The sequence below is a fragment of the Streptomyces sp. NPDC088785 genome (assembly GCF_044750685.1).
GTDB lineage: Bacteria > Actinomycetota > Actinomycetes > Streptomycetales > Streptomycetaceae > Streptomyces.
This window is the reverse complement of record NZ_JBIVKH010000024.1, coordinates 13,625-37,345: the sequence shown is the minus strand read 5'-3', so window position 1 is coordinate 37,345 and position 23,721 is coordinate 13,625. Positions and strand designations below refer to the sequence as shown.

General features: G+C 72.7%; 23 protein-coding genes. 9 read left to right on the top strand and 14 right to left on the bottom strand.

Translation table 11 applies throughout. The features are described from left to right. Positions 1-163: 163 nt before the first annotated feature. The 3 genes from ACIP5K_RS35215 to ACIP5K_RS35205 form a co-directional block, all read right to left on the bottom strand. Positions 164-1,069, bottom strand: a complete 906-nt coding sequence (locus tag ACIP5K_RS35215) for a sugar ABC transporter permease (RefSeq protein ID WP_401416462.1) — start codon at positions 1,067-1,069, stop codon at positions 164-166. A 22-nt stretch (positions 1,070-1,091) separates the two neighbouring features. Next, positions 1,092-2,099, bottom strand: a complete 1,008-nt coding sequence (locus ACIP5K_RS35210) for a carbohydrate ABC transporter permease (protein WP_401416461.1) — start codon at positions 2,097-2,099, stop codon at positions 1,092-1,094. Between the two features lie 126 nt (positions 2,100-2,225). After that, the gene (locus tag ACIP5K_RS35205; protein ID WP_401416459.1) at positions 2,226-3,503 is read right to left on the bottom strand and encodes an extracellular solute-binding protein; all 1,278 of its coding nucleotides are present in this window, start codon (positions 3,501-3,503) and stop codon (positions 2,226-2,228) included. Positions 3,504-3,902: 399 nt separating this feature from the next. Here ACIP5K_RS35205 and ACIP5K_RS35200 point away from each other — a divergent pair, with 399 nt between their 5' ends. Continuing rightward, the gene (locus tag ACIP5K_RS35200) at positions 3,903-4,928 is read left to right on the top strand and encodes a LacI family DNA-binding transcriptional regulator (protein WP_401416456.1); all 1,026 of its coding nucleotides are present in this window, start codon (positions 3,903-3,905) and stop codon (positions 4,926-4,928) included. Between the two features lie 90 nt (positions 4,929-5,018). Here the strand turns inward: ACIP5K_RS35200 and ACIP5K_RS35195 are convergent, their stop codons facing one another. After that, entirely contained in the window at positions 5,019-5,870 is an 852-nt protein-coding gene (locus ACIP5K_RS35195) for a ketose-bisphosphate aldolase (RefSeq protein WP_401416455.1), read from the bottom strand. A gap of 34 nt (positions 5,871-5,904) precedes the next feature. Continuing rightward, on the bottom strand, positions 5,905-6,789 hold the full coding sequence (locus tag ACIP5K_RS35190; protein ID WP_401416453.1) for an SIS domain-containing protein: 885 nt from the start codon (positions 6,787-6,789) through the stop codon (positions 5,905-5,907). 152 nt (positions 6,790-6,941) lie between these two features. On the opposite strand from ACIP5K_RS35190, the gene ACIP5K_RS35185 reads away from it, so the two are divergent. The 3 genes from ACIP5K_RS35185 (at position 6,942) to ACIP5K_RS35175 (ending at position 9,984) form a co-directional block, all read left to right on the top strand. Next, the gene (locus ACIP5K_RS35185; protein WP_401416452.1) at positions 6,942-7,721 is read left to right on the top strand and encodes a DeoR/GlpR family DNA-binding transcription regulator; all 780 of its coding nucleotides are present in this window, start codon (positions 6,942-6,944) and stop codon (positions 7,719-7,721) included. Positions 7,722-7,874: 153 nt separating this feature from the next. Further along, positions 7,875-9,125 (top strand): MFS transporter, encoded by a 1,251-nt coding sequence (locus ACIP5K_RS35180; protein ID WP_401416451.1) that lies wholly within the window; start codon positions 7,875-7,877, stop codon positions 9,123-9,125. A gap of 115 nt (positions 9,126-9,240) precedes the next feature. Continuing rightward, complete coding sequence (locus ACIP5K_RS35175) at positions 9,241-9,984, top strand: maleylpyruvate isomerase family mycothiol-dependent enzyme (RefSeq protein WP_401416449.1); 744 nt, start codon at positions 9,241-9,243, stop codon at positions 9,982-9,984. A gap of 16 nt (positions 9,985-10,000) precedes the next feature. Here ACIP5K_RS35175 and ACIP5K_RS35170 read toward each other — a convergent pair whose 3' ends face one another. Beyond that, positions 10,001-10,417, bottom strand: a complete 417-nt coding sequence (locus ACIP5K_RS35170; protein WP_401416447.1) for a MarR family winged helix-turn-helix transcriptional regulator — start codon at positions 10,415-10,417, stop codon at positions 10,001-10,003. 87 nt (positions 10,418-10,504) lie between these two features. On the opposite strand from ACIP5K_RS35170, the gene ACIP5K_RS35165 reads away from it, so the two are divergent. Both ACIP5K_RS35165 and ACIP5K_RS35160 read left to right on the top strand, forming a co-directional pair. After that, positions 10,505-12,019 carry an MFS transporter gene (locus ACIP5K_RS35165; RefSeq protein WP_401416444.1) on the top strand — a complete coding sequence of 505 codons (1,515 nt, stop codon included), beginning with the start codon at positions 10,505-10,507 and terminating at the stop codon, positions 12,017-12,019. An 83-nt stretch (positions 12,020-12,102) separates the two neighbouring features. Further along, positions 12,103-12,405, top strand: coding sequence for a DUF6332 family protein (locus ACIP5K_RS35160; protein ID WP_401416442.1), 303 nt, complete (start codon positions 12,103-12,105; stop codon positions 12,403-12,405). A 49-nt stretch (positions 12,406-12,454) separates the two neighbouring features. Here the strand turns inward: ACIP5K_RS35160 and ACIP5K_RS35155 are convergent, their stop codons facing one another. From ACIP5K_RS35155 to ACIP5K_RS35145, 3 genes are all read right to left on the bottom strand, one after another. Continuing rightward, complete coding sequence (locus ACIP5K_RS35155; RefSeq protein ID WP_401416439.1) at positions 12,455-13,120, bottom strand: response regulator; 666 nt, start codon at positions 13,118-13,120, stop codon at positions 12,455-12,457. Further along, positions 13,117-14,403, bottom strand: a complete 1,287-nt coding sequence (locus tag ACIP5K_RS35150; RefSeq protein ID WP_401416437.1) for a sensor histidine kinase — start codon at positions 14,401-14,403, stop codon at positions 13,117-13,119. Before ACIP5K_RS35150 ends, ACIP5K_RS35155 begins: the two co-directional genes overlap by 4 nt. 92 nt (positions 14,404-14,495) lie before the next feature. Then, entirely contained in the window at positions 14,496-15,245 is a 750-nt protein-coding gene (locus ACIP5K_RS35145) for a TetR/AcrR family transcriptional regulator (protein WP_401416435.1), read from the bottom strand. A gap of 182 nt (positions 15,246-15,427) precedes the next feature. Between ACIP5K_RS35145 and ACIP5K_RS35140 the strand changes: the two genes are divergently transcribed. Then, the gene (locus ACIP5K_RS35140; protein ID WP_401416432.1) at positions 15,428-15,889 is read left to right on the top strand and encodes a nitroreductase/quinone reductase family protein; all 462 of its coding nucleotides are present in this window, start codon (positions 15,428-15,430) and stop codon (positions 15,887-15,889) included. Positions 15,890-15,964: 75 nt separating this feature from the next. On the opposite strand, the gene ACIP5K_RS35135 is transcribed toward ACIP5K_RS35140, so the two are convergent. Continuing rightward, on the bottom strand, positions 15,965-17,155 hold the full coding sequence (locus tag ACIP5K_RS35135; RefSeq protein ID WP_401416466.1) for a geranylgeranyl reductase family protein: 1,191 nt from the start codon (positions 17,153-17,155) through the stop codon (positions 15,965-15,967). 172 nt (positions 17,156-17,327) lie between these two features. Between ACIP5K_RS35135 and ACIP5K_RS35130 the strand changes: the two genes are divergently transcribed. Together ACIP5K_RS35130 and ACIP5K_RS35125 are read left to right on the top strand one after the other, a co-directional pair. Next, positions 17,328-18,689 (top strand): dipeptidase, encoded by a 1,362-nt coding sequence (locus ACIP5K_RS35130; RefSeq protein WP_401416430.1) that lies wholly within the window; start codon positions 17,328-17,330, stop codon positions 18,687-18,689. A gap of 121 nt (positions 18,690-18,810) precedes the next feature. Next, positions 18,811-19,557, top strand: coding sequence for an MBL fold metallo-hydrolase (locus tag ACIP5K_RS35125; protein ID WP_401416428.1), 747 nt, complete (start codon positions 18,811-18,813; stop codon positions 19,555-19,557). On the opposite strand, the gene ACIP5K_RS35120 is transcribed toward ACIP5K_RS35125, so the two are convergent. From ACIP5K_RS35120 to ACIP5K_RS35105, 4 genes are read right to left on the bottom strand one after another with little or no spacing between them, the layout of a single operon-like run. After that, complete coding sequence (locus ACIP5K_RS35120; protein WP_401416426.1) at positions 19,530-20,558, bottom strand: ABC transporter ATP-binding protein; 1,029 nt, start codon at positions 20,556-20,558, stop codon at positions 19,530-19,532. The genes ACIP5K_RS35125 and ACIP5K_RS35120 overlap by 28 nt on opposite strands. Beyond that, the gene (locus ACIP5K_RS35115; protein ID WP_401416424.1) at positions 20,555-21,760 is read right to left on the bottom strand and encodes an ABC transporter ATP-binding protein; all 1,206 of its coding nucleotides are present in this window, start codon (positions 21,758-21,760) and stop codon (positions 20,555-20,557) included. Before ACIP5K_RS35115 ends, ACIP5K_RS35120 begins: the two co-directional genes overlap by 4 nt. Next, positions 21,757-22,680, bottom strand: coding sequence for an ABC transporter permease (locus tag ACIP5K_RS35110; protein ID WP_401416423.1), 924 nt, complete (start codon positions 22,678-22,680; stop codon positions 21,757-21,759). The genes ACIP5K_RS35115 and ACIP5K_RS35110 overlap by 4 nt, the downstream gene beginning before the upstream one ends. Beyond that, entirely contained in the window at positions 22,673-23,659 is a 987-nt protein-coding gene (locus tag ACIP5K_RS35105; protein ID WP_401416421.1) for an ABC transporter permease, read from the bottom strand. The genes ACIP5K_RS35110 and ACIP5K_RS35105 overlap by 8 nt, the downstream gene beginning before the upstream one ends. Positions 23,660-23,721: the final 62 nt, after the last annotated feature.

Sequence of the window (23,721 nt, the reverse complement as noted above, 5' to 3'; positions counted from 1 at the left end):
ACGCGGATACACCTGATAGATCACCGCATCACGCCACCAGTCGACGGCCTCACGGGTCGGGGTCGCGATCGAAGTGGGCACAGCGGACTGGTCCGTGGAGTGCTGGCTCATGATGTCCTTGAGACGTGAGGGGCTGGACGGCGGGACGACGGTGCGGGCGGGTTCAGCCCTTGGTGCCACCGGCTGTCAGACCGGTGACCAGGTTCTTCTGGACGAGGTAGAAGACGGCGGAGATCGGGACGGCGATCAGCACGGCGGTCGCGGCCATGTACTGGCGCTGCGCGTCGTGCTCGCTGACGAAGCTCTGGAGGCCCACCGCGAGGGTGTACTTCTGGTCGTCGAGCATGAAGGTGTTGGCGAAGGCGACCTCGCTCCACGCCGTGATCATGGTGTAGAACGCGGCCACGGCGAGGCCCGGCCGGGCCAGCGGCAGGATGAGGCGGAAGAACGTACCGAACGGGGAGAGCCCGTCGACCCGGCCCGCTTCGTCGATCTCCAGGGGGATCGTGTCGAAGTAGCCCTTCATCAGCCACGCGCAGTACGGCACGGCGGTCGTCAGGTAGACGACGATGAGGCCGGCGTAGGTGTCGATGAGGCCGAGGTCCGAGAGGATCACGTACATCGGGACCATCAGGACCGCGACCGGGAACATCTGCGTGACCAGCAGGATCCACATGAACTTCCGGTAGCCGGGGAAGCGCATCCGCGACACCGCGTAGCCGCTGGTGGCGGCGACGAGGACACCGATCACGGTGGTGCCGAGGGACACGATGAGCGTGTTGCCGAGCCACTTCAGGAAGTTCGTCTGGCCCAGCACGAACGAGTAGTTGCTGAGCGTCGCCGTGTCGAGGATCCGCGACGGGTGCAGGTAGTCGTCCTTGTCCGGGCCGAGGGAGAGGAAGACCAGCCAGGCGATCGGGAACAGCGCGACGAGGCTCGCCACGATGAGGACGGCGTGGCTGGCCAGCGACATCGTGCGGCTGCGCCGGCCGCGGCGGGGCGCGTTGGCGCGCGGCGGGGCCGCCGGGGCCGGGGCGGCGGGGCTCTGCGTCAGGGTGTCGGTGCTCATGGCGGTGGCTGCTCCTGCGGCGTCAGATGGCGGCTTGTACGTCATTGCGGTTCAGCCAGCGGCGGTAGACGGAGGTGAAGACGATGAGGAGGGACAGGAGCAGGACGCCGTAGGTGGCGGACTGGGCGTAGTCGCGCGGCGTCTGGCCGAAGCCGAGGTAGTAGGCCCAGGTGACGAGGATCTGGGCGTCCGGCGCGGTGTTGCCGAAGAGCAGGAAGATGATGGCGAACTGGTTGAACGTCCAGATGATGCCGAGCAGGACGACCGTGGAGCTGACCGAGCGCAGGCCGGGCAGTGTCACGTTGCGGAACTGCTGCCAGGCGCTCGCGCCGTCCATCTCGGCGGCCTCGTAGAGCGTCGAGTCGATGGACTGGAGGCCGCCGAGGAGCGAGACCATCATGAACGGCACGCCGCACCAGGTGTTGACGAGGATCGCGGCGATCTGCTGGAAGAGCGGGTCCTCCAGCCAGGCCGGCGAGGGCAGGCCCAGGGCGTCGAGGGTGGTGTTGACGACTCCCGCGTCGGCGAGCATGAACCGCCAGGCGAAGACGGTGACGAAGGTCGGGACCGCCCACGGCAGGATCAGCATGAGCCGGTAGGCGGTGCGCCCGCGCAGCCCCTTCTGGTTGAGCAGCAGCGCCAGACCGAGCCCGATCACGTAGTGCAGGGTGACGCAGGACGCGGTCCAGACGATCGTCCAGATGAAGTGCGACCAGAAGCGGTCGTACGAGGTGGGGCCCCACAGGATGTCGGCGTAGTTGTCGAGGCCGATGAACCGGTAGGTGGCGTCGATGTGGTTGACGCCGATGGTGCGGGCCGAGTTGAGGCTGTCGGCGTCGGTGAGCGTCAGGTAGAAGCCGCGGACCAGGGGATACAGTACGATCAGCGCGAGGACGACGACCACCGGGGCGATCATGGCATACGCGTACCAGTGCTTCTGGTAACCGTTCTTGAGCCGGGCTGTGAGGCCCGGACGCCGGCCGCGGTCACCTCCGCTGGGGGTGGCCGGACGCTCGACGGCGACAGTCATGGGGAACACCTTCTGGTCTGCGGCTGGTACGGCTTCGGGGCGGGGCGTGCGGCGGGTGCCGCGGTCCCTCCCTGCGGGGCGGGCAAGGGGGGAGGGGCCGCGGCACCTGTTCGGGGGCGTGCCCGGTTACTTGGTGAAGCCGTCGGGCAGGAGCTTGCCGTACTGGGTCGTGACGGAGGAGAACATCTTGTCGAGGCTCTCCTTGCCGCTCGCGGCCTTCGGCAGCTCGGTGTCGAGCGGGCCCCACAGCGAGCTGTACTCGGGCAGTTCGGGGCGCGGCGAGGCGGCGGCCAGGACCTTCTGGTAGCCGGCCAGACCGGGGTCGGCCGTGACCGCGGACGTGTAGGCGTCGTCACGGGTGGGGAGCGTCGCGTTCTTCAGCGCGATCCGCGTCTGCGTCTTCGCCGACGTCATCCACTGGACGAACGTCAGGGACGCGGCCTGGTGGGCCTTGTCCGAGCCCGCGTACACCGACAGGTTGTGGCCGCCGGTGGGGGCGCCCGCCTTGCCGGAGGAGCCGGCCGGGACGGTGGCGACGCCGAGGTTCGCCTTGTCCTTGAACGCCGAGCCCTTGTAGAAGTTGGTGACCTCCCACGGGCCCTCGACCGTCATGGCGACCTTGCCGTTGACGAAGGCGTCCTGGCGGTGGGCGTACGAGTCGGCCGTGACGTCGGCCTTGTGCAGGCCCTTGCCGTCGAAGGTGCTCAGCCAGGTCTTGGCCGCCTGCCGGCCCGCGGCCGAGTCCAGGGTGATCTTCTTGGCGGCGGCGTCGACGGTGTCGGTGCCCTCGCCCAGCAGGAAGGGCTGGAAGTAGTAGCCCTTCTCGGAGCCGAAGTAGCCGTCGACGCCGGTCTTCGCCTTGATGGTGGCGGCGTCCTTCTTCAACTGGTCCCAGGTGGTGGGCGCCTCGGTGATGCCGGCCTTCTTGAAGAGGGCCTTGTTGTAGACGAGTCCGAGGGTGTCGGTGACCAGCGGGACGCCGTAGGTCTTGCCCTCGTACTGGGCCTGCTTGATCAGGTTCGGCTTGAACTTGTCCTTGTCCGCGAGGGCGTCGGTGCCGTCGAGCGGCAGCAGGTAGCTCTTCTTCGCGAAGGCGGGCGTCCAGCCGACCTCGGCGCGCAGCACGTCGGGGGCGCCGCTGGCGCCGGCCGCCGTGTCGAACTTGTTCTGCGCCTGGTCGAACGGCACGTTGACGTACTTGACCCTGATGTCGGAGTGGGCCTTCTCGAAGTCCGCGATCAGGGCCTTGTACGTGGGCGACTCGTTCGTGGCGTTCGACGTGTCCCACCACGTGATGGTGACCGGCCCGGAGGACTTGCCGCCGTCGTCGTCGCTACCGCCGCAGGCCGTCGCCGCGAGTGCGAGGGACGCCACCACCGCGGTGGCCGCTATGCCACGCCGCATGAGATCTCCTAGAGGGTGAAAGCCCGTGAGTGGGCGGGGACACGGTGCCGACCGGTCCCCTCGCCGACTTGCCGGACGCTCCGCTGCGGCCGCCGGGCGACGTGAACGTAACAGCGTGGAAAGCCCGACGAAAGACCTTGCGCGAAATTTCTGCAAGACGCGGCCATCGTTACATCGCCGTGTCCCGAAGGTTGCCGGAAGATCGCTTGACACCCGCAGCCAGACCCGGACATAGAGCTGTTAATGGGCTGCAAACATCGCCGAAAGCGTCGAGTTGGGCCGCCGTACCGTCCGGTTCGCCATCCCGCAGATCTTTGCAACACCTTCCAAGAAGGTTGCGGACTGCGGTTCCTCCCCGTCGGTGGGCATTCACCCGGGCAACCGGTACAGTCCAATGCCATGACCGCGCGGCTCTCCGACATTGCAGCCCAGGCGGGGGTCAGCGAAGCCACAGTCAGCCGCGTGCTCAACGGCAAACCCGGTGTGGCCTCCGGCACCCGCGAGTCCGTCATGGCCGCGCTCGACGTGCTCGGTTACGAGCGTCCGCCGCGGCTGCGCACCCGCAGCGCGGGCCTGATCGGACTGATCACCCCCGAGCTGGACAACCCCATCTTCCCGGCGCTCGCCCAGGTGATCGGCCAGGCGCTGACCCGTCAGGGCTACACGCCGGTGCTCGCCACCCAGACCCCGGGCGGGTCCACGGAGGACGAGCTGACGGAGATGCTCGTGGAGCGCAGCGTCTCCGGGATCATCTACGTGTCCGGGCTGCACGCCGACACCACGGCCGACACCCAGCGCTACGACCAACTGCGCGGCCAGGGCATCCCGTTCGTCCTCGTCAACGGCTTCTCGGCGCAGATCAAGGCGGCGTTCGTGTCCACCGACGACCGGGCCGCGACCCGGCTGGCGGTGCAGCACCTCGCGTCCCTGGGCCACACCCGGATCGGACTGGCCGTCGGCCCGCGCCGGTTCGTGCCCGTGCAGCGCAAGATCGAGGGCTTCCAGTCGGGCATGGCCGAGCACCTGGGTCTCGACGCGGAGCGGAGCGAGGAGCTGGTCCAGCACTCGCTGTACACGATGGAGGGCGGGCAGGCGGCGGCCACGGCGCTGCTCGCGCAGGGGTGCACGGCCATCGTGTGCGCCAGCGACATGATGGCGCTGGGCGCGATCCGCGCCGCCCGCCAGGCCGGCCACCGCGTCCCGCAGGACGTGTCGGTGGTGGGCTTCGACGACTCGCCGCTGATCGCGTTCACCGACCCGCCGCTGACCACGATCCGGCAGCCGGTGCAGGCCATGGGGCAGGCAGCGGTCCGCGCGGTCCTGGAGGAGATCGGCGGGACGCCCGCGCCGCACACCGAGTTCGTGTTCATGCCCGAGCTGGTCGTGCGCGGCTCGACGGCGGCGGCGCCGTCCCGGCGCGCCTGAGCGGTCCGGTACGGCCGGGGTCCGGTGCGGTCGGGCTCCGCGCAGGGGGCCTCCGGGGTCCCGCGGGCCCGGCACCCGAGCGCCCGCTCCTCACCCCCGCAGCACGGTGATGAACGCGCCGACCGTCCGCGCCATCGCCTCCCGTCCCACCGTCAGGTACCCGCGGGAGTCCACGGCGTCGGGGTGCGCGGCGAGGAACTCCCGTATCGCGCCGGTCATCGCGATGTTCAGGGCGGTGCCCACGTTGACCTTCGCGATGCCGCCGCGCACCGCCGCCGCCAGTTCGGCGTCGGGCACGCCCGACGAGCCGTGCAGGACCAGCGGCACGCCGACCCCCGCGGCGAGCCGCTTGAGGAGGTCGTGGTCGAGGGCCGCCGTGCGGGTGGTCATGGCGTGCGAGGAGCCGACGGCGACGGCCAGCGCGTCGACCCCGGAGTCGGTGACGTAGGCGCGGGCCTCCCCCGGGTCGGTGCGGGCGCCCGGCGCGTGGGCGTCCAGCGGCGCGGCCCCGTTCTTGCCGCCGACCTCCCCCAACTCGGCCTCCACCCACAGCCCGTGGGCGTGCCCCCAGTCGGCCGCGGCCCGGGTCGCGGCCAGATTCTCGTCGTAGGGCAGGTGCGCGGCGTCGTACATCACCGAGCCGAATCCGGCGTCGGCGGCCTGCCGCAGCAGGTCGTCGCTCTGTACGTGGTCCAGGTGGAGGGCGACGTCGACGCCGGCCCGCTCGGCGACCGCGACGGCCGCGCGGGCCAGCGGCAGGAGGCGGCCGTAGCGGTAGCGGACGGCGTTCTCGCTGATCTGGAGGATGACGGGCGACCCGACGGTCTCGGCGCCCGCGACGACGGCCTCGACGTGTTCGAGGGTGATGACGTTGAACGCGGCGACGGCCCCCTGACGGGCCGCCGCCGCACCGACGAGGGTGCCGGTGGCTGCGAGAGGCACGGCCTCTCCCTTCTCATGTCCGCCGGAGCGGGGGTCAGTTGGCGTCGAGGATCACGGAGCGGGTGAGGTGGCGCGGCCGGTCGGGGTCGAGCCCCCGCCGGGCGGCGACGGCGACGGCGAGACGCTGGGCGCGGACGAGTTCGGCCAGCGGATCGAGGCGGCCCTCGACCCAGAGCGCGCCGGTCCCGGCGACCTGCGCGGCCAGCCCCTCGGGCGCCTCGCCGAGCATCCAGGTGGCGGTGCCGGAGGTGGTGATGGAGATCGGGCCGTGCCGGTACTCCATCGCCGGGTACGCCTCGGTCCAGGACAGGGAGGCCTCGCGCATCTTCAGGGCCGCCTCGTTGGCGAGCCCGACCGTCCAGCCGCGGCCCAGGAAGGTGAACTGGTCGCAGTCCACGAGCCCTTCGGGCAACGGCTCGGCGAGCGCGGTGCGCGCGTCGGCGACGGCCCGCTCGGTGTGCCGTCCCAGGTGGGCGCGGAGCAGGGTCAGCGCCGTGGTGGCGAAGCGGGTCTGCACGACGGACTTCTCGTCGGCGAAGTCGAGGACCACGAGGTCGTCGACGGCCGTCCGGATCGGCGTGTCCGGATCGCCGGTGATCGCCGTGGTGCGGACGGTGCCCCGGACGGCGGCGAGCAGGTCGAGGACCTCGGTGGTGGTGCCGGAGCGGGTCAGGGCGATCACCCGGTCGTAGCGGCGGCCCGCCGGGAACTCGGACGCGGCGAACGCGTCGGTCTCCCCGTGCCCGGCCTCCTCGCGCAGCACGGCCGCGGCCTGCGCCATGAACCACGAGGTGCCGCAGCCGACGATCGCGACCCGCTCCCCGGCGGCCGGCAGCGCCTCCTCGTGCCCGGCGGCCAGGCCCGCGGCGCGCGTCCAGCACTCCGGCTGGCTGTTCAACTCGTTCTCGACATGGCTCATGCCGTGCCCCACTCCCCTTGTACCGATGTCCAGCTGCGCAAGCTGTTGCTTGTTAATGCAAGATATAGGCAGCTTTCAAGCACAATCAAGCATTCATGCGCACAGCAGCTAGGGTTTGGGCGACCGAGTCGATCGACGATTGGAGGCCGCGGATGTCCCGCGACGCCCGCTGGAAGTCCCTCCTCGAACTACTCGTCGAGCGCGGCCGTCTCGACGTGGAGGACGCGGCCGGAGAACTCGGCGTGTCCGCCGCCACCATCCGCCGGGACTTCGACCAGCTCGCCGAGCAGCAGATGCTGGTCCGCACCCGCGGCGGCGCCGTCGTGCACGGCGTCAGCTACGAACTGCCGCTGCGCTACAAGACCGCCCGCAACGCCTCGGAGAAGCAGCGCATCGCGACGGCCGTCGCCGAACTCCTCACCCCCGGCGAGGCGGTGGGCCTGACGGGCGGCACCACCACGACCGAGGTGGCGCGCGCCCTCGCGGTCCGCCCCGACCTCGCGTCCGGCACCCCCGCGCTGACGATCGTCACCAACGCCCTGAACATCGCCAACGAACTGGCGGTGCGCCCCCAGTTCAAGATCGTGCTGACGGGCGGGGTCGCGCGCCCGCAGTCCTACGAGCTGATCGGCCCGCTCGCCGACGGGGTCCTCGGCCAGATCACCCTGGACACCGCCGTACTGGGCGTCGTCGGCCTCGACGCCACGCACGGCGCCTCCGCCCACGACGAGGCGGAGGCCGCGATCAACCGGCTGCTGTGCGAGCGCGCCGAGCGCGTCGTCGTCGCGGCCGACGCCAGCAAGCTCGGCCAGCGCGCCTTCGCCCGGATCTGCGACGTCGCCCAGGTCGACATCCTCGTGACGGACCGGTCCGCCGACCCGGCGACCCTGGCACGTTTCGAGGAGGCGGGCGTGCGGGTCCTCGCCGTCTGAACCACCACCACGGCCCCCACGGCCCCCCGGACGCCCGCCTCCCCGGCGCGCGGTGCACCCCCGCACCGCGCGCCTTTCCGCTGCCCGGCGCAGGTCACCGCGCCGCCACCACCCCTCTTGTCCCGAGGGCGGCTCCCCCTTTAACCTGACTTTGTGCCGCTACTAAACAAAGTGGGGACCGTCAGTGCCGACGGCCCCGGCCTCCCTTCCCTGACCCGTCTGCGCCTCGCCCTCACGGTGTTCTTCGCCCTCGACGGCTTCATCTTCGCGGGCTGGGTGGTCCGCATCCCCGCCATCAAGGAGCAGACCGGGGCGTCGTCGAGCGACCTCGGACTCGCCCTGCTCGGGGTGTCCGCCGGCGCCGTGATCACGATGATGCTGACCGGACGGCTCTGCCGCCGTTTCGGCAGCCACGAGGTGACGGTGGCCTGCGCCGTGCTGCTGCCGCTCACCATCGTGCTGCCGCCCCTGACCCATGCGCCGCTCACGCTCGGGCTGGTGCTGCTGGTCTTCGGAGCGGCGTACGGCGGCATCAACGTGGCGATGAACAGCGCGGCGGTCGACCTGGTCGCCGCGCTCGGCAGGCCGGTGATGCCGAGTTTCCACGCCGCGTTCAGCCTGGGCGGCATGGTCGGCTCGGGCCTCGGCGGGCTGGTCGCGGCGCATCTGTCGCCGACCCGGCACCTCATGGCGATCATGGTGATCGGCCTCGCGGTCACGGCCGCGGCCGCCCCGACGCTGCTGCGCCGCCGCTCCCCCGCCGCCCCGGAACGTATACGCCCGACGGAACGCCCGGCGGAACGCCCGCGGTCCGCCGCCACCACCGCGGAGCCCGCGCCGCCGCACCGGCTGGACCGCGGCGCCCGGGTGCTCGTCGCCGTCTTCGGCCTGATCGCCCTGTGCACGGCGTACGGGGAAGGGGCGCTGGCCGACTGGAGCGCGCTGCACATGGAGGAGGACCTGCACGCGCACCCGGGGCTCGCAGCGGTCAGTTACTCGTGCTTCGCGTTCGCCATGACGATCGGCCGGCTCTCGGGCACGGCCCTGCTGGAGCGCCTCGGCCGGACGCGGACGCTGGTGCTCGGCGGCGCGACCGGCGCCGCCGGCATGCTGCTCGGCGCGCTCGCCCCCTCGGTGTGGCTCGCCCTCGTCGGCTTCGCGGTCACCGGCCTCGGCCTCGCGAACCTCTTCCCGGTGGCGATCGAGCGGGCCGGCGCGCTGGCCGGCCCGACCGGTGTGGCCGCCGCGTCCACGCTCGGGTACGGAGGCATGCTGCTCGGGCCGCCCGCCATCGGGTTCATGGCGGACTGGTTCTCGCTGCCCCTGGCGCTGACGAGCGTGGCGCTGCTCGCGGCGGTCGCGGCGACGATCGGCTTCACGACCCGCCACGCGGCCACCGGCTGATCCCCCGTCACGGACGATCCGCACCGCACCGCACCGGACCGCACCGGACCGCCCCCGCGACGGAGTCGTGAAAATCCCGCGCCGCACCCCCACCGCACCGGGCACACTCGCCCCCATGGAGATCACCGAACACATTCGCGTCGTCGACCGAGAGGGCCGCTCGCTGGCGGAGGCCGCCGAGAAGGCGGGGGTCGACGCCGAGGTCGCCACCTGTCCCGGCTGGCGGATCCGCGATCTGGTACGCCATCAGGGACAGGTGCACCGCTGGGCCACCGGGTTCCTGGCCGAAGGACTCACGGAACGCCGCCCGCTCCCCGACGCCCCGCCGGGGATCGACGGCGACGGGCTGCTGGCCTGGTACCGGGAGGGGCACGAGCGACTTGTCGACACCCTGACCCGGGCGCCGCTCGATCTGGAGTGCTTCGCGTTCCTGCCGGCGCCGTCGCCGCTGGCGTTCTGGGCGCGCCGGCAGGCGCACGAGACGACGGTGCACCGGGTGGACGCCGAGTCGGCGCTCGGCCGCGCGGCGGGAGACGCGTCCACGACGGTCGGCACCGCGTTCGCGGTCGACGGGATCGACGAGCTGCTGACCGGGTTCCACGCGCGGAGCCGCAGCCGGGTCCGCTCGGACCCGCCCCGCGTGCTGGGCGTGCGGGCCACGGACGCCGAGGCCGCGTGGGCGGTGCGGATCACCCAGGACCCGCCCGCCGCCGAGCGCGGCGCCACCGGGGACGCCGAGTGCGAGGTGTCGGGACCGGCGGCGCGGCTCTATCTGGCGCTGTGGAACCGGCTGCCGTTCCCCGAGGTCTCCGGCGACGCCGGGCTCGCCGCGCTGTGGCGGGAGCACTCGGGCGTCTGAACGCGACGGCGGGCCGTCACGCCGGCGGGCCGGACTCCAGCATCCGGCTCAGCACGGCCCGTTGCAGCGGTCGCACCTCGGTGTGCAGGGCGCGCCCCTTGGCCGTGAGGCAGACCCGGACGCCGCGCCGGTCCTCGCTGCACATGCCGCGCTCCACGAGTCCGTCCTTCTCCAGGCGGCCGATGAGCCGGGACAGGGCGCTCTGGCTCAGGTGCACCTGAGCGGCGATCTCCTGCACGCGGCAGCCGGACGCGGCGTCCTGCGGCGCGCCCTCGGCCAGCACGTCGAGGACCTCGAAGTCGCTCGCGCCCAGGCCGTGCCGGTGCAGTTCCCGGTCGAGTTCGCACATCGTGCGCGCGTGCAGCGAGAGGATGTCCCGCCACTGTTCCACCAGACCGGCCGGTGTCCCGGCCTCCGCTTTTCCTGCCGCCATGACGGCACCGTAGCAGAAAGCACGCCTTTTGTTGCATCGTCATTAAATGCATATGCAGTCAATGCATGTGCATGTACTGTGCTCCGCATGACTTCTCCGCTCACCGCTGCTCCCTCGTCCCCCGAGGCCTCGCCGGAGCACTGGTCCCCGCGCCTGTGGGGCACGCTCCTCGTGCTCTGCGCCGCGATGTTCCTGGACGCGCTCGACGTCTCGATGGTCGGTGTCGCCCTGCCGTCGATCGGCTCGGAACTCGACCTGTCGACGGCGACCCTGCAATGGGTCGTCAGCGGCTACATCCTCGGCTACGGGGGCCTGTTGCTGCTCGGCGGCCGCGCGGCCGACCTCCTCGGGCGGCGCCGCGTCTTCCTCGTCGCCCTCGGCGTCTTCGCGCTCGCCTCGCTGCTCGGCGGCCTGGTCGACTCCGGACCGCTGCTCATCGCGAGCCGCTTCATCAAGGGGCTGAGCGCGGCGTTCACCGCGCCCGCCGGCCTGTCCATCATCACGACGACGTTCGCCGAGGGGCCGCTCCGCAACCGGGCCCTGTCCATCTACACCACCTGCGCCGCCACCGGCTTCTCCATGGGCCTGGTGCTGTCCGGCCTGCTGACGGAGGCGAGCTGGCGGCTGACGATGCTGCTGCCCGCGCCGATCGCGGTCGTCGCGCTGCTGCTGGGCCTGAAGCTGATCCCGCACAGCGCCAAGGAGGAGAACCACCGCGGCTACGACATCCCCGGCGCCGCGCTGGGCACCCTCTCCATGCTGCTCCTCGTGTTCACCGTGGTGCAGGCGCCGGAGGCCGGCTGGGGCTCGGCGCGCACCCTCCTGTCGTTCCTCGCCGTCGTCGTCCTCCTGGCCGTGTTCGTCCGCGTCGAACGGCGCTCGCCCTCGCCGCTGATCCGGCTCGGTGTGCTGCGCTCCGGGTCGCAGGTCCGCGCGCAGCTCGGCGCGATGACGTTCTTCGGCTCCTACGTCAGCTTCCAGTTCCTGGCCACGCTGTACCTCCAGTCGCTGCTGGGCTGGTCGGCGCTGAGCATGGCGCTGGCGTTCCTGCCCGCCGGCGCGCTGGTCGCCCTGTCGTCCACGAAGGTCGGTTCCCTCGTGGACCGCTTCGGCACACCGCGGGTCATCGCGGTCGGCTTCACGTTCATGGTCGTCGGCTACGCCCTCTTCCTGCGCATCAGCCTCGACCCGGACTACGCGGTCGTCATCCTGCCCACCATGCTGCTGATCGGCGCGGCGTGCGCCCTGGTCTTCCCGTCGCTCAACATCCAGGCCACGAACGGCGTGCACGACGACGAGCAGGGCATGGTCTCCGGGCTGCTCAACACGTCCGTACAGGTCGGCGGGGCGATCTTCCTCGCGGTGGTGACGGCCGTCATCACCGCGAACGCCCCGGAGGGCGCCTCGCCGCAGGCCGTCCTGGACGGCTTCCGCCCCGCCCTCGTGGTGATCACGGCGATCGCCGTGGCGGGGCTCCTGGCCACGCTGACCGGCCTGCGTGCGCGCCGGACGCGCGAGACGGTGGTCATCACCGGCTCGGCTCCGGCCACCGGGGAGGCGGCGGCGCAGACGGACGACCAGCGTCTCGCCCTGAGCGACTGACCCGACCACCGAGGGGGGCGGGCTCCCCGGGCGGACGCGCGCACGCCGTCGCCCGGGGAGCCTGCGTGTGTCACCATCACAACATGACGCACACGGGGGACACCGGCACGACGGGCGGACGCGCGCACAGGACGCAGGCCGAACGGGACGCGATGACCGTCGAGATCGGCTTCGCCCTGTTCACCGGGGCCCTGCTGGCCGGGGCGGTGTTCGCGCTGCTCATGCTTCCGGCGTTCCTCGGCCTCGCACCGGGCGGCAGCCGCGCCGCGCACTGCTCGGTGGCCGGCCTGCTGGCGGCCGTCGTGTTCCTGGTCCGGGTGGTGCGGGTCCTGGCGCGCTTCGACCGGCAGCGGTCGGCTCCGGAGCGCACCGTGCCGCGCGCCTGACCCGCCCCTGACCCGCGCCCGACCGGTGCCCGCCCCGCGGGCCGTCCGGTCAGCCGAGCCAGCCGGGCCGCACGAGCCCCGACTCGTAGGCGAGGACGACGAGTTGGGCCCGGTCGCGGGCGCCGAGCTTGACCATGGCGCGGCTCACGTGGGTCTTCGCCGTGAGCGGGCTGACCACGAGCCGCCGGGCGATCTCCTCGTTGGACAGGCCGATGCCCACGAGCGCCATCACCTCCCGCTCCCGCCCGGTCAGCCGGGCCAGCGACACCGCGCCCGCGGGCTCCTTGGAGCGCGCCGCGAACTCGGCGACGAGGCGCCGGGTCACCCCGGGCGACAGCAGCGCGTCCCCCCGCACGACGGCCCGGACGGCCCGCAGCAGTTCCTCCGGTTCGGTGTCCTTGACGAGGAACCCGGAGGCACCGGAGCGAATCGCCTCGAAGACGTACTCGTCCAGCTCGAAGGTGGTGAGCACGACCACCCTCACCGCGGCGAGGTCCGGGTCGGCGCCGATCGTCCGGGTCGCCGCGAGCCCGTCGAGCACCGGCATCCGGATGTCCATCAGGACGACGTCGGGGCGCAGTTCGCGGACGAGCCGGACGGCCTCCTCGCCGTCGGCCGCCTCGGCGGCGACCTCGATGTCGCGCTGCGCGTCGAGCAGCGCCCGGAACCCGGCACGGACCAGCGACTGGTCGTCGGCGAGCAGGACACGGATCACCGGAGACCCTCCGAGGGCGGGGCGGACGGGGTGAGCGGCAGTTCGGCGACGACCCGGAAGCCTCCGTCGGGGCGCGGTCCCGCCTCGATGGTGCCACCCAGTGCGGCGGCGCGCTCGCGCATCCCGGCGAGGCCGTTGCCGCTGCCGCCCGCCTCGGCGTGGCTCGCGGGCCCGTCGTCGTCGACGGTCACCGTCAGCCGGCCCCGCCCGTGGTCGAGCCGCACCCGCGCCCGCCGGGACTCCGAGTGCCGTACGACGTTCGTCAGGGCCTCCTGGACGATCCGGAACGCGGCGAGGTCGGCGCCCGGTGCCGGCGCCGCCCGCCGCCCGGTCGTGCCGACGTCGACGGTGAGTCCGGCGCCGGCCGCCTGCTCGACGAGTTCGGGCAGCCGGTCGAGCCCGGGGGCGGGGGCGCGCGGGGCGTCGCCGGGCGCCCGCAGGGTGTCGAGGACCTGCCGGACCTCCCCCAGCGCCTCCTTGCTGGCGGCCTTGATCGTCGTCAGGGCGGTGCGCGCCTGCTCCCGGTCGGAGTCGAGCAGGGCGAGCCCCACACCGGCCTGGACGTTGATGACGGACAGGGAGTGCGCCAGTACGTCGTGGAGCTCGCGGGCGATGCGCAGCCGCTCCTCGTCGCGGCGGCGGCGGGCCGCGCGCTCCCGCTCGGCGCGCGCCTGCGCCCACTGCTCGCGGCGCACCCGGACCAGTTCGGCGACGGCGACGACCGCGAGCACCCACGCCGCGACGACCGCCTCCTGCCCCCAGGGCACGGGGCCGTCGCCGGACGGCGGCAGATACCGGTACAGCCAGTGCCCCACCGCGACGTGCCCGGCCCAGAACAGGGCGACGGCCCCCCAGGCCGCGTACCGGCGCCCCGCCACGAGCGCGGAGAAGCACCCCAGGGCGACGGGGAGGAAGACCGGCCCGTACGGATATCCCGCCGCCAGGTACACGGTGGCGCACAATGCGGTCCCGAAGGCCACCGCGACCGGGTGGCGCTGCCGCCACAGCAGTTGGCCCGAGGCCAGGAGGAGGAGCAGGTGCGCGAGGACGTCGAGATCGACCCGGTCGCCCGGCCGGCCGCGCACGGCCAGGTGCGAGCCGGCCAGGACGATCAGGGTGACCAGGGCCGTCGACCGCCACGGCAGGCGGCCGCCGTCGCCGCCGTGCCACCAGGAGGGTCCGGGCCCGCGGCGCGGCGGCCCCCACGGCGGGTCGCCGCGCCGCCGGGGCGGTCCGCCCCGCGTCCCGGGCGGGCCTCCGGCCCGCTCGTGCTGCTCGTCCATGCGGCCACGCTAAGCGCCGCGGGCCGTCGGGGCGTCAGCCCGGCGTGGCGGTCACGCGTACTCCGCGGGGAGTACGCGTGCGTGCCCCGGTGTCACCTGACGAGGCCGACGCCGTGGGCGAGCTGGGCCGCGGCGTGGTCGAAGAAGGCGGACCGGTCCTCGACCACCCGGTTGAACTGGCCGAACAGCTCGAACCCGATGAGCCCGAACAGCTGCGCCCACGCGGCGATCAGCGCGGTCATGACCTCGGGCGGCAGGTCGGGTGCGATGTCGGCGGCGATCCGCTCGGCCTCCGGACGCAGCGCGGGCGGAATCCTCGGCAGGGCCACGCCCTTGCCCTCGTACGCCTCGCGGACGATGCCGATGAGCAGCAGGCCGACCCGGGAGGCTGCCTCGACGGTGTCCATCGGGGCGGTGTAGCCGGGCACCGGGGAGCCGTAGATGAGGGTGTATTCGTGCGGGTGGTCGAGCGCCCACGCGCGGACGGCGCGGCACACGGCGACCCAGCGCCGGGCGGCGGTCGCGGTCGGCTCCCGGGCGGCGTCCGCGCGCTCCGCGGCCTCGCCGAGCGCGTCGTAGGCGTCGATGATGAGCGCGGTCAGCAGGTCGTCGCGGCTGGGGAAGTAGCGGTACAGGGCCGACGAGACCATGCCCAGTTCGCGGGCGACGGCGCGCAGGGAGAGCTTGGCCGCGCCCTCGTCGGCGAGCTGCCTGCGGGCCTCGTCCTTGATGGCGGCGGTGATCTCCTCGCGGGCGCGGGCGCGGGCTCCGCGCGCGGCGGGGGAGGCGGGGCGCCCGGTGGGCCCGGATCGTCCGGCGGGTGTGCTGCGGCTCGTACTCATGGGGGTCAGTGTTCCACGCGACGGAGCGGTGCACACGTTTCGGTACGGTGCTCAAAAAAGAGAGCAGTGCTCTTGCAATGGAGCGGCGATCCGGCCCATACTGTTCTCAGAACGAGAGCGGTGCTCACATTTCGGAGCACCGTCCACATCTTCGCTTCTCGCCACTCCGCCTGGGGGCCATCATGAGCGCACCGTCCGAGCCGTACTACCTCAAGGGCAGCCCGACCACGATCCGCCTCAACCGGGTGATCGGCTGGCTCGCCCGCCGCGGCCTCAGCCTGGCCGGCTCCGCCGAACTCTCGGTGCGCGGCCGCAAGAGCGGCCAGATGCAGCGGATCCCGGTGAACCCGCACACGTACGAGGGCGGCCAGTACCTGGTCTCGGCCCGCGGCCACTCGCAGTGGGTGAAGAACATGCTCGCCGCGGGCGGCGGCGAGCTGCGCGTGGGCCGCAGGCTCCGCACCTTCGAGGCCGTCGAACTCGCCGACGACGACCTGAAGCGCGACGTCCTGCGCACCTACCTGGAGCGCTGGGGCTGGCAGGTCGACGACTACTTCCAGGGCGTCACGGCGAAGTCGTCGGACGCCGAGCTCTCGGCGGCCTCCCCCGACCACCCGGTCTTCCGGATCACCGTCGCCGACTGACCGCCGCGCCCCACCGGGACCGGAGCGGCGCGGCCGCACCCGGTCCCGGCGCCACGGGCGGGGGCGCCGGGCGGGTCAGCGCTCGAAGCGGTTCAGCGCGCGTCCCGCCAGCGGGTGCGTCCGCACCAGCTCGCCCAGGGAGGAGGAACCCCGGGTGATCTTCGCGAACGCGTTCCACGCGGGGCGCACGCTCGTCAGGGCCGCGTGCAGCAGGGCCGGCTTGCGCTCGAAGACGGTCAGCATGCGCTTGCCGACGGCCATCTCCACACCCAGGCCCGCCTTGATGGCGAACGCGTAGTTCAGCGCCTGGCGGCGGGCGTCGACGGCGTCGTGGGCCTCGGCGACGCGCACCGCCCACTCCCCCGCGAGCCGGCCCGAGCGCAGCGCGAACGAGATGCCCTCACGCGTCCACGGCTCCAGCAGTCCGGCCGCGTCCCCGCAGACCAGGACCCGCCCGCGCGACAGCGGCGAGTCGTCCGCGCGACAGCGCGTCAGATGCCCGGAGGACAGCTCCGGCTCGAACCCGGCGAGCCCCAGGCGGGCGATGAAGTCCTCCAAGTACTTCTTGGTGGCGGCGCCTTCGCCGCGCGCCGAGATGACGCCGACGGTGAGCGTGTCGCCCTTGGGGAAGACCCAGCCGTAACTGCCCGGGATGGGCCCCCAGTCGATGAGGACCCGGCCGCGCCAGTCCTCGGCGACCGTCTCCGGCACCGGGATCTCCGCCTCCAGGCCCAGGTCGACCTGGTCGAGCTTGACCCCGACGTGCGCTCCTATCCGGCTCGCGCTGCCGTCGGCGCCGACCACGGCCCGCGCGAGCACGGTCTCGCCGTCCTGGAGCACGACCGCGACGGTGCGCCGGTCGGGCACGGCCGAGCCGTGCTGCTCGACCCGGGTGACGGTGACGCCGGTGCGCAGCTCCGCGCCCGCCTTCTGCGCGTGCTCGACGAGCTGGGCGTCGAACTCCGGGCGGTTGATGAGCCCGAACAGCATGCTGCGCGAGCGGCGGGTCCGCGCGTACTTGCCGTTCAGGGAGAACGTGACCGCGTTGATCCGGTCCTTGAACGGCAGCTCGAAGCCGGGTGGCAGGGAGTCCCGGGACGGGCCGATGATGCCTCCGCCGCACGTCTTGTACCGCGGCAGTTCCGCCTTCTCCAACAGCAGCACGCGGCGTCCGGCGACCGCGGCCGCGTACGCGGCGGAGGCGCCGGCGGGGCCCGCGCCCACGACCACGACGTCCCACACGCTCATGTCCCGCTCGTCGCCCATGTCGTTGCCCGTCGCACTCTCGGGATTCTCGCTGCTCACGATGGTCTTCTGCTCCGTCTCCAGCCGCCTGCCGCACGTGTCCCAGGCATCCTACGGCGGGCCGCGCCGTGAGCCGCTGTGGGAGGATCATCCGTACACCCTGCACAACGTCGCACCTACGAGGAGCGTGCCCATGTCGCCGCATCCGATCGCCGGAACCGTCGCCTCCCTGCTGCCCCGCGCCAAGGCGGAGCTGGCCGAGCTGGTGGCCTTCAAGTCGGTGGCGGACTTCGACCAGTATCCGAGGAGCGAGAGCGAGGGCGCGGCCGCCTGGGTCGCGGACGCGCTGCGCGCCGAGGGCTTCGAGGACGTGGCGCTGCTCGACACCCCCGACGGCACGCAGTCGGTCTACGGCCACCTGCCCGGACCCGAGGGCGCGCCCACGGTCCTGCTGTACGCGCACTACGACGTGCAGCCGCCACTGGACGAGGACGCCTGGGTGACGCCGCCGTTCGAGCTGACCGAGCGCGAGGACGGCCGCTGGTACGGGCGGGGCAGCGCCGACTGCAAGGGCGGCGTGCTGCTGCACCTGCTGGCGATCCGCGCGCTGAAGGCGAACGGCGGGGTCCCGGTGAGCGTCAAGGTCATCGCCGAGGGCTCGGAGGAGATGGGCACCGGCGGCCTGGAGCGCTACGCGGAGGAGCACCCGGAGCTGCTGACCGCCGACACCATCGTCATCGGCGACGCGGGCAACTTCCGGGCGGGCCTGCCGACGGCGACCGCGACGCTGCGCGGGATGACCCTGGTGCGCGTACAGATCGACACCCTCGAAGGGAACCTGCACTCGGGCCAGTTCGGCGGTGCCGCGCCCGACGCGCTGGCCGCGCTGGTGCGCGTACTGGACTCGCTGCGGGCGGCCGACGGTTCGACGACCATCGACGGTCTGGACTCCGCGGAGGCGTGGTCCGGCCTCCAGTACGAGGAGGACGCCTTCCGGGCCGACGCCAAGGTGCTCGACGGGGTCGGCCTCATCGGCTCCGGCACGGTCGCCGACCGGATCTGGGCGCGCCCGGCCGTGACCGTGCTCGGCATCGACTGCCCGCCGGTCGTGGGCGCCACGCCGTCCGTGCAGGCGGGGGCCCGCGCGCTGGTCAGCCTGCGGGTGCCGCCGGGCTCCGACGCCGCCGGGGCGACGAAGCTGCTGATGGCGCACATCGAGGCGCACACGCCGTGGGGCGCCCGCGTGTCGGTCGAGCAGGTCGGCCAGGGCCAGCCGTTCCGGGCCGACACGCAGAGCCCGGCGTACGCGGCGCTGGCGGACGCGATGGCCGAGGCGTACGACGGCCAGGACATGCAGTACGCGGGCCAGGGCGGCTCGATCCCCCTGTGCAACACCCTCGCCTCGCTCTACCCGGAGGCGGAGATCCTGCTCATCGGCCTGAGCGAGCCGGAGGCGCAGATCCACGCGGCCAACGAGTCGGTGTCGCCGCGGGAGCTGGAGCGGCTGTCGGTGGCGGAGGCGCTGTTCCTCCAGAAGTACGCCGCCCTGAACTGACCGGCGACACCCGGGACTCCCTCCCGGCCGCCGCACCGGAATCCGCTCCGGGATCCGCTGCGGAATCTGCTCCGGGCCGAGAAGGGCGCGCGCTCGCGGGTGGGGTTCGTACGGTCGCCCCATGACGACCTACGACCTCACCGACGCGTTCGACATCACTCCGCGGCTGCGGCTGCTGCGCTTCCCCGTGGGACAGGCCTATCTGTGGCGCGACGACGACGGGCTCACCCTGATCGACGCGGGGGCGCCCGGCGCCGGCGGGCCGATCGCCGACGCCGTACGGGCGTGGGGGCACGCCCCGCGGGACGTGCGGCGGATCGTGCTCACCCACTTCCACGAGGACCACGCGGGCGGCGCCGCCGAGTTCGCCCGGCTCAGCGGCGCCGCCGTGTACGCCCACCGGCTGGACGCGCCGTTCGTGCGGGGCGTGGCGCAGGGGCCGCCGCCGGTCTACGCGGACGGCGAGCGGGAACTGCACGAGCTGGCCCTCGCGCGGCTCCCGGCGCCGCCGGCCGAGCCCGATCCGCCGTCCGAGGTGCGGGAGCTGGAGGACGGCGACACGCTCGGCTTCGGTGACGGGGCGCACATCGTCGGCGCGCCCGGTCACACCGACGGGTCGATCGGCGTGCACCTGCCCCGGCACGGAGTGCTGTTCACCGGGGACGCCGTCGCGGCGTCCCCGGCCGACGGGCGGATCGTCCTGGGCGTGCTGAACCTGGACCGGGAGCGGGCCCTCGCCTCCTTCTCCCGGCTCGCCGCGCTGCCGAGCGAGGTGGCCTGCTTCGGGCACGGTGATCCGCTGACCGGGAACGCGGGCGCGGCGCTCAGGAAGGCGGCGGATCACAGCAGTTCGAGCGGCTGGGCGTAGTGGCAGGCGACGGGGTTGCCGCCGCCCCGGTCGGTCAGTTCCGGGGTGTTCTCGACGCACAGGGTCCGCTCCTCCTCGCTCAGCTGGTCCGCGAACTTGGGGCAGCGGGTGCGGAAGCGGCAGCCGCTGGGCGGCCGGATCGGGCTCGGCACGTCGCCCTGCACGGTGATGCGGCGCCGGGCCCGTTCCTTGCGCGGGTCGGGCAGCGGGATCGCGGAGATCAGGGCCTGGGTGTAGGGGTGCGAGGGGCTGGCGAACAGCCGTCGGGTCGGGGCGAGTTCGACGATCCGGCCGAGGTACATGACGGCCACCCGGTGGGCGACGTGCCGCATCACCGACAGGTCGTGCGCCACGAACAGGAAGGACAGGCCCAGTTCGGACTGGAGGTCCATCAGCAGGTTGAGGACGCCCGCCTGGATGGAGACGTCGAGCGCGGAGACCGGTTCGTCGAGGACGACGACCTCGGGGCGCAGGGCCAGCGCCCGTGCGATGCCGATGCGTTGGCGCTGCCCGCCGGAGAACTCGTGGGCGAAGCGGTTGCCGTGCTCGGGGTTGAGGCCGACCAGCCGCAGCAGTTCGCGCACGTCGGCGCGCCCGGCCTCGTCGTAGCGGCCGTGGATGCGCAGCGGTTCGGCGACGATCTCGTGGACGGAGACGCGCGGGTCGAGCGAGGCGTAGGGGTCCTGGAAGACGATCTGGAGGTCCTCGCGCAGGGGGCGCATGCGCCGGCGGCTCAGCGAGGTCAGCTCGTGGCCGCGGTAGGTGACACTGCCCGAGGTGGCCCGTTCCAGGTTGAGCAGGGTCCGGGCCGTGGTCGTCTTGCCGGAGCCGGACTCCCCGACCAGGCCGAGGGTCTCGTTGGCGTACAGGTCGAAGGAGACTCCGCACACGGCGTGCACGTCTCCGATGGTGCGGCGCACGATCCCCCGGGAGCGGACCGGGAAGTGCTTGACCAGTTCGCGGACCCGGAGGACCGGTTCGGTCGCGGCGGCCGTACTCATGCGGGGTCCTTCCGTGGGCCGTGCGGCGGGTTCGGGCCGTCGGGGGTGCGCGGGCCGTCGGGGGCTTTTGCGCCCTGCGGCGCGTCGGGGCGGTCGGCCGCGGCCTCGCCGGACAGCCGGGCGAGGGCCGCCGCGTCGGCGCCCGTCACCTCGAACACCTCCTCGGCGGCGGTGTTCACGAGCCGTTCGGTGAAGTGGCAGGCGCTGCGGTGCCCGCCGTGGGCGGTGGCCCGCAGGGCGGGTTCGTCGTGGTCGCACACGTCCGCGCGCATCGGGCAGCGCGGCGCGAAGGGGCAGCCCGGCGGCAGGTTCAGCAGGGACGGCGGCGATCCGCCGATCGGGGTGAGCCGTTCCTCGGCCCGGTCCATCCGGGGCAGCGAGCCGAGCAGGCCGAGGGTGTAGGGCATGCGCGGCGTGTAGAAGATGTCCTCCACGGAGCCGGTCTCGACGATCCGCCCCGCGTACATGACCGCGACCCGGTCGGTGTGTCCGGCGACGACACCGAGGTCGTGGGTGATCAGGACGAGGGCGGCCCCGGTCTCGGCCCGCGCCGTCTCCAGGGCGTCGAGGATCTGCGCCTGCACGGTGACGTCGAGGGCCGTGGTGGGTTCGTCGGCGATGATGACGGCCGGGTCGTTGGACATGCCGATGGCGATGACGACCCGCTGGCGCATCCCGCCGGACAGCTCGTGCGGATAGTCGTCGACGCGCCGGGCGGGGGACGGGATGCCGACGACGCCGAGCAGGTCGACGGCGCGCCGGTGCGCGGCGTGCCGGGACAGGCCCGGGTGGTGCCGCAGCAGGCCCTCCTCGATCTGGTGGCCCACGGTGTGGACGGGGTTGAGGGAGGTCATGGGGTCCTGGAAGATCATGGCGATGCCGCTGCCGCGCACGTCGGAGAGGGCGGAGTCGCCGAGGCCCAGCAGTTCGGTGCCCTGGAACCGCACCGATCCCGCCACCCTCGCGGTCTTCGGCAGCAGCCCCATCACGGCGAGCGCCGTCACCGACTTGCCGGAGCCGGACTCGCCGACGATGCCCAGCGACTCGCCGCGCTCCAGCCGGTAGCCGACGCCGCGCACGGCCCGTACGGGACCGTCCTCGGTGGGGAACTCCACCCGCAGGCCGTCCACTTCGAGCACGGTGTCCTCGGTGGGCAGCGTGAGTTCGGGCCGGCCGTCGGCGGCCCTGCCGGACGCGGTCATTGGCGCACCCTCTGCTGTCGGGGGTCGAACGCGTCGCGCAACCCGTCGCCGATGAAGTTGATGGTCAGCGCGATCGCGATGATGAACGCGCCGGGGATGTAGAACAGCCACGGCCGGGTGTCGACGGCGGTCTGCGCCTGGGAGACGAGCAGCCCGAGCGAGGTGTCCGGCGGCTGCACGCCGAAGCCGAGGAAGGACAGCGCCGTCTCGATCAGGATGCCGGTGGCGACGAGGATCGTGGCGTTGACGATGATCGGCCCGAGCGAGTTCGGCAGCAGGTGCCGGAAGATGATCCGGGTGTCGGAGGCGCCGAGCGCCCGCGCCGCCTCGACGAACTCCTTCTCGCGCAGCGACAGCACGGTGGAGCGCACCACGCGGGAGACGTACGCCCAGGTGAGACCGGCGACGACCAGGGCGATCCAGTACCAGCTGCCGCCGCTGCGGGCGGAGATGACCAGGGCGATGGCGAGCAGCGGCAGGGTGAGGACGAGGTCGGAGAGGCGCATCAGCACCGCGTCGACGACACCCCGGTAGAAGCCGGCGACGGCGCCCCACACCGCGCCGACCAGGGTGGAGCCGACCGCGATCATGATGGCGATCTTCAGTGAGGTCTGGGTGCCGCGCATCACCTGCGCGTACGCGTCGTAGCCGGAGGAGTTCGTGCCGAACGGGTGCTTGGCGGAGGGTGGTTGGGAGTTGTCGGGGGTGTACTTCTGGTACGAGTAGTGCCACAGGTGCGGCCCGATGAACGCCCACAGCACGATCAGCACGAAGACCACCAGGCTGGCCATCGCCGCCCGGTGCCGCACGAAGCGCCGGAGCACCAGCTGGGTCTGCGTGCGCTCCTTGACGGTGAACTCGTCGGTGGTGCGGGGCAGTTCGCCGCCCGCCGCGCCCGCCGCCCGAGTGGTGTCAGTCATAACGGATCCTCGGGTCGAGTACGGCGTACAGCAGATCGGCGATGAGGTTGAAGACGATGACGATGACCGCGGAGAGCAGGAGCCACGCCATGGTGCGGTAGACGTCCACCTTGGTGACGGCGTCGACGAGCATCTCGCCCATGCCGTGCCACTGGAAGATGGTCTCGGTGATGACGACGCCGCCCAGCAGGGAGGCCACGTCGAGGGCGGTGACGGTGGCGAGCGGGATGAGGGCGGTCCGCAGCGCGTGGTGGGTGAGGACCTTGCGGCGGCGGATGCCCTTGGCCCGGGCCAGGCGCACGTAGTCGGAGTCGAGGACCTCCAGCATCGAGGCGCGGGTGTAGCGGGTCCAGGACGCGAACGACACGAGCGCGAGGGTGATGACGGGCAGCACGAGGTGGCCCACGCGGTCGGCGAGTTGGTTGCCGAAGGTGTCGACGTCGAGGTAGGCGGAGCGGTCGCCGATGGTGCCGAGGAAGGCGGATCCGGTCCGCTCGTTGAACCAGATGCCGCCCTGCTTGAGGAGGACCGCGAACCAGAAGACGGGCATCGACAGGAAGAGGAAGCCGGCGAAGGTGATGACGTAGTCGGAGGGCGAGTACTGGCGCACCGCGCTGTACACGCCGAAGACGACGGCGAGGACGAGCGCGAGCAGCATCGAGGCGACGACGAGGATCACGGTGACGCGGAAGCGGGTGAGCAGGTCGTGGCCGATGTCGAGGTTGGGGTCGATGGACGGCCCCCACTGGCCGTGCAGGACGCCGACGATCCAGTTCCAGTAGCGCACCACGACCGGCTGGTCGGCGTGGATGTGCCGGGCGAAGGAGGCGACGGCGGCCTTGGTGGGGGCCGGGTTGCGGGAGGTGGCGAAGTTGGCGACGGGGTCGCCGGCGTTCACGACGACCAGGAACACGATGAACGTCGAGGCGATCAGGACCGGGATCGAGACGAGGACCCGTCGCACCGCGTAGGCGAACATGCAGGACTCCTCGAGTGGCTCCGGACGGCCCCGGCGGCGCACCGCCGGGGCCGAACTGTCGG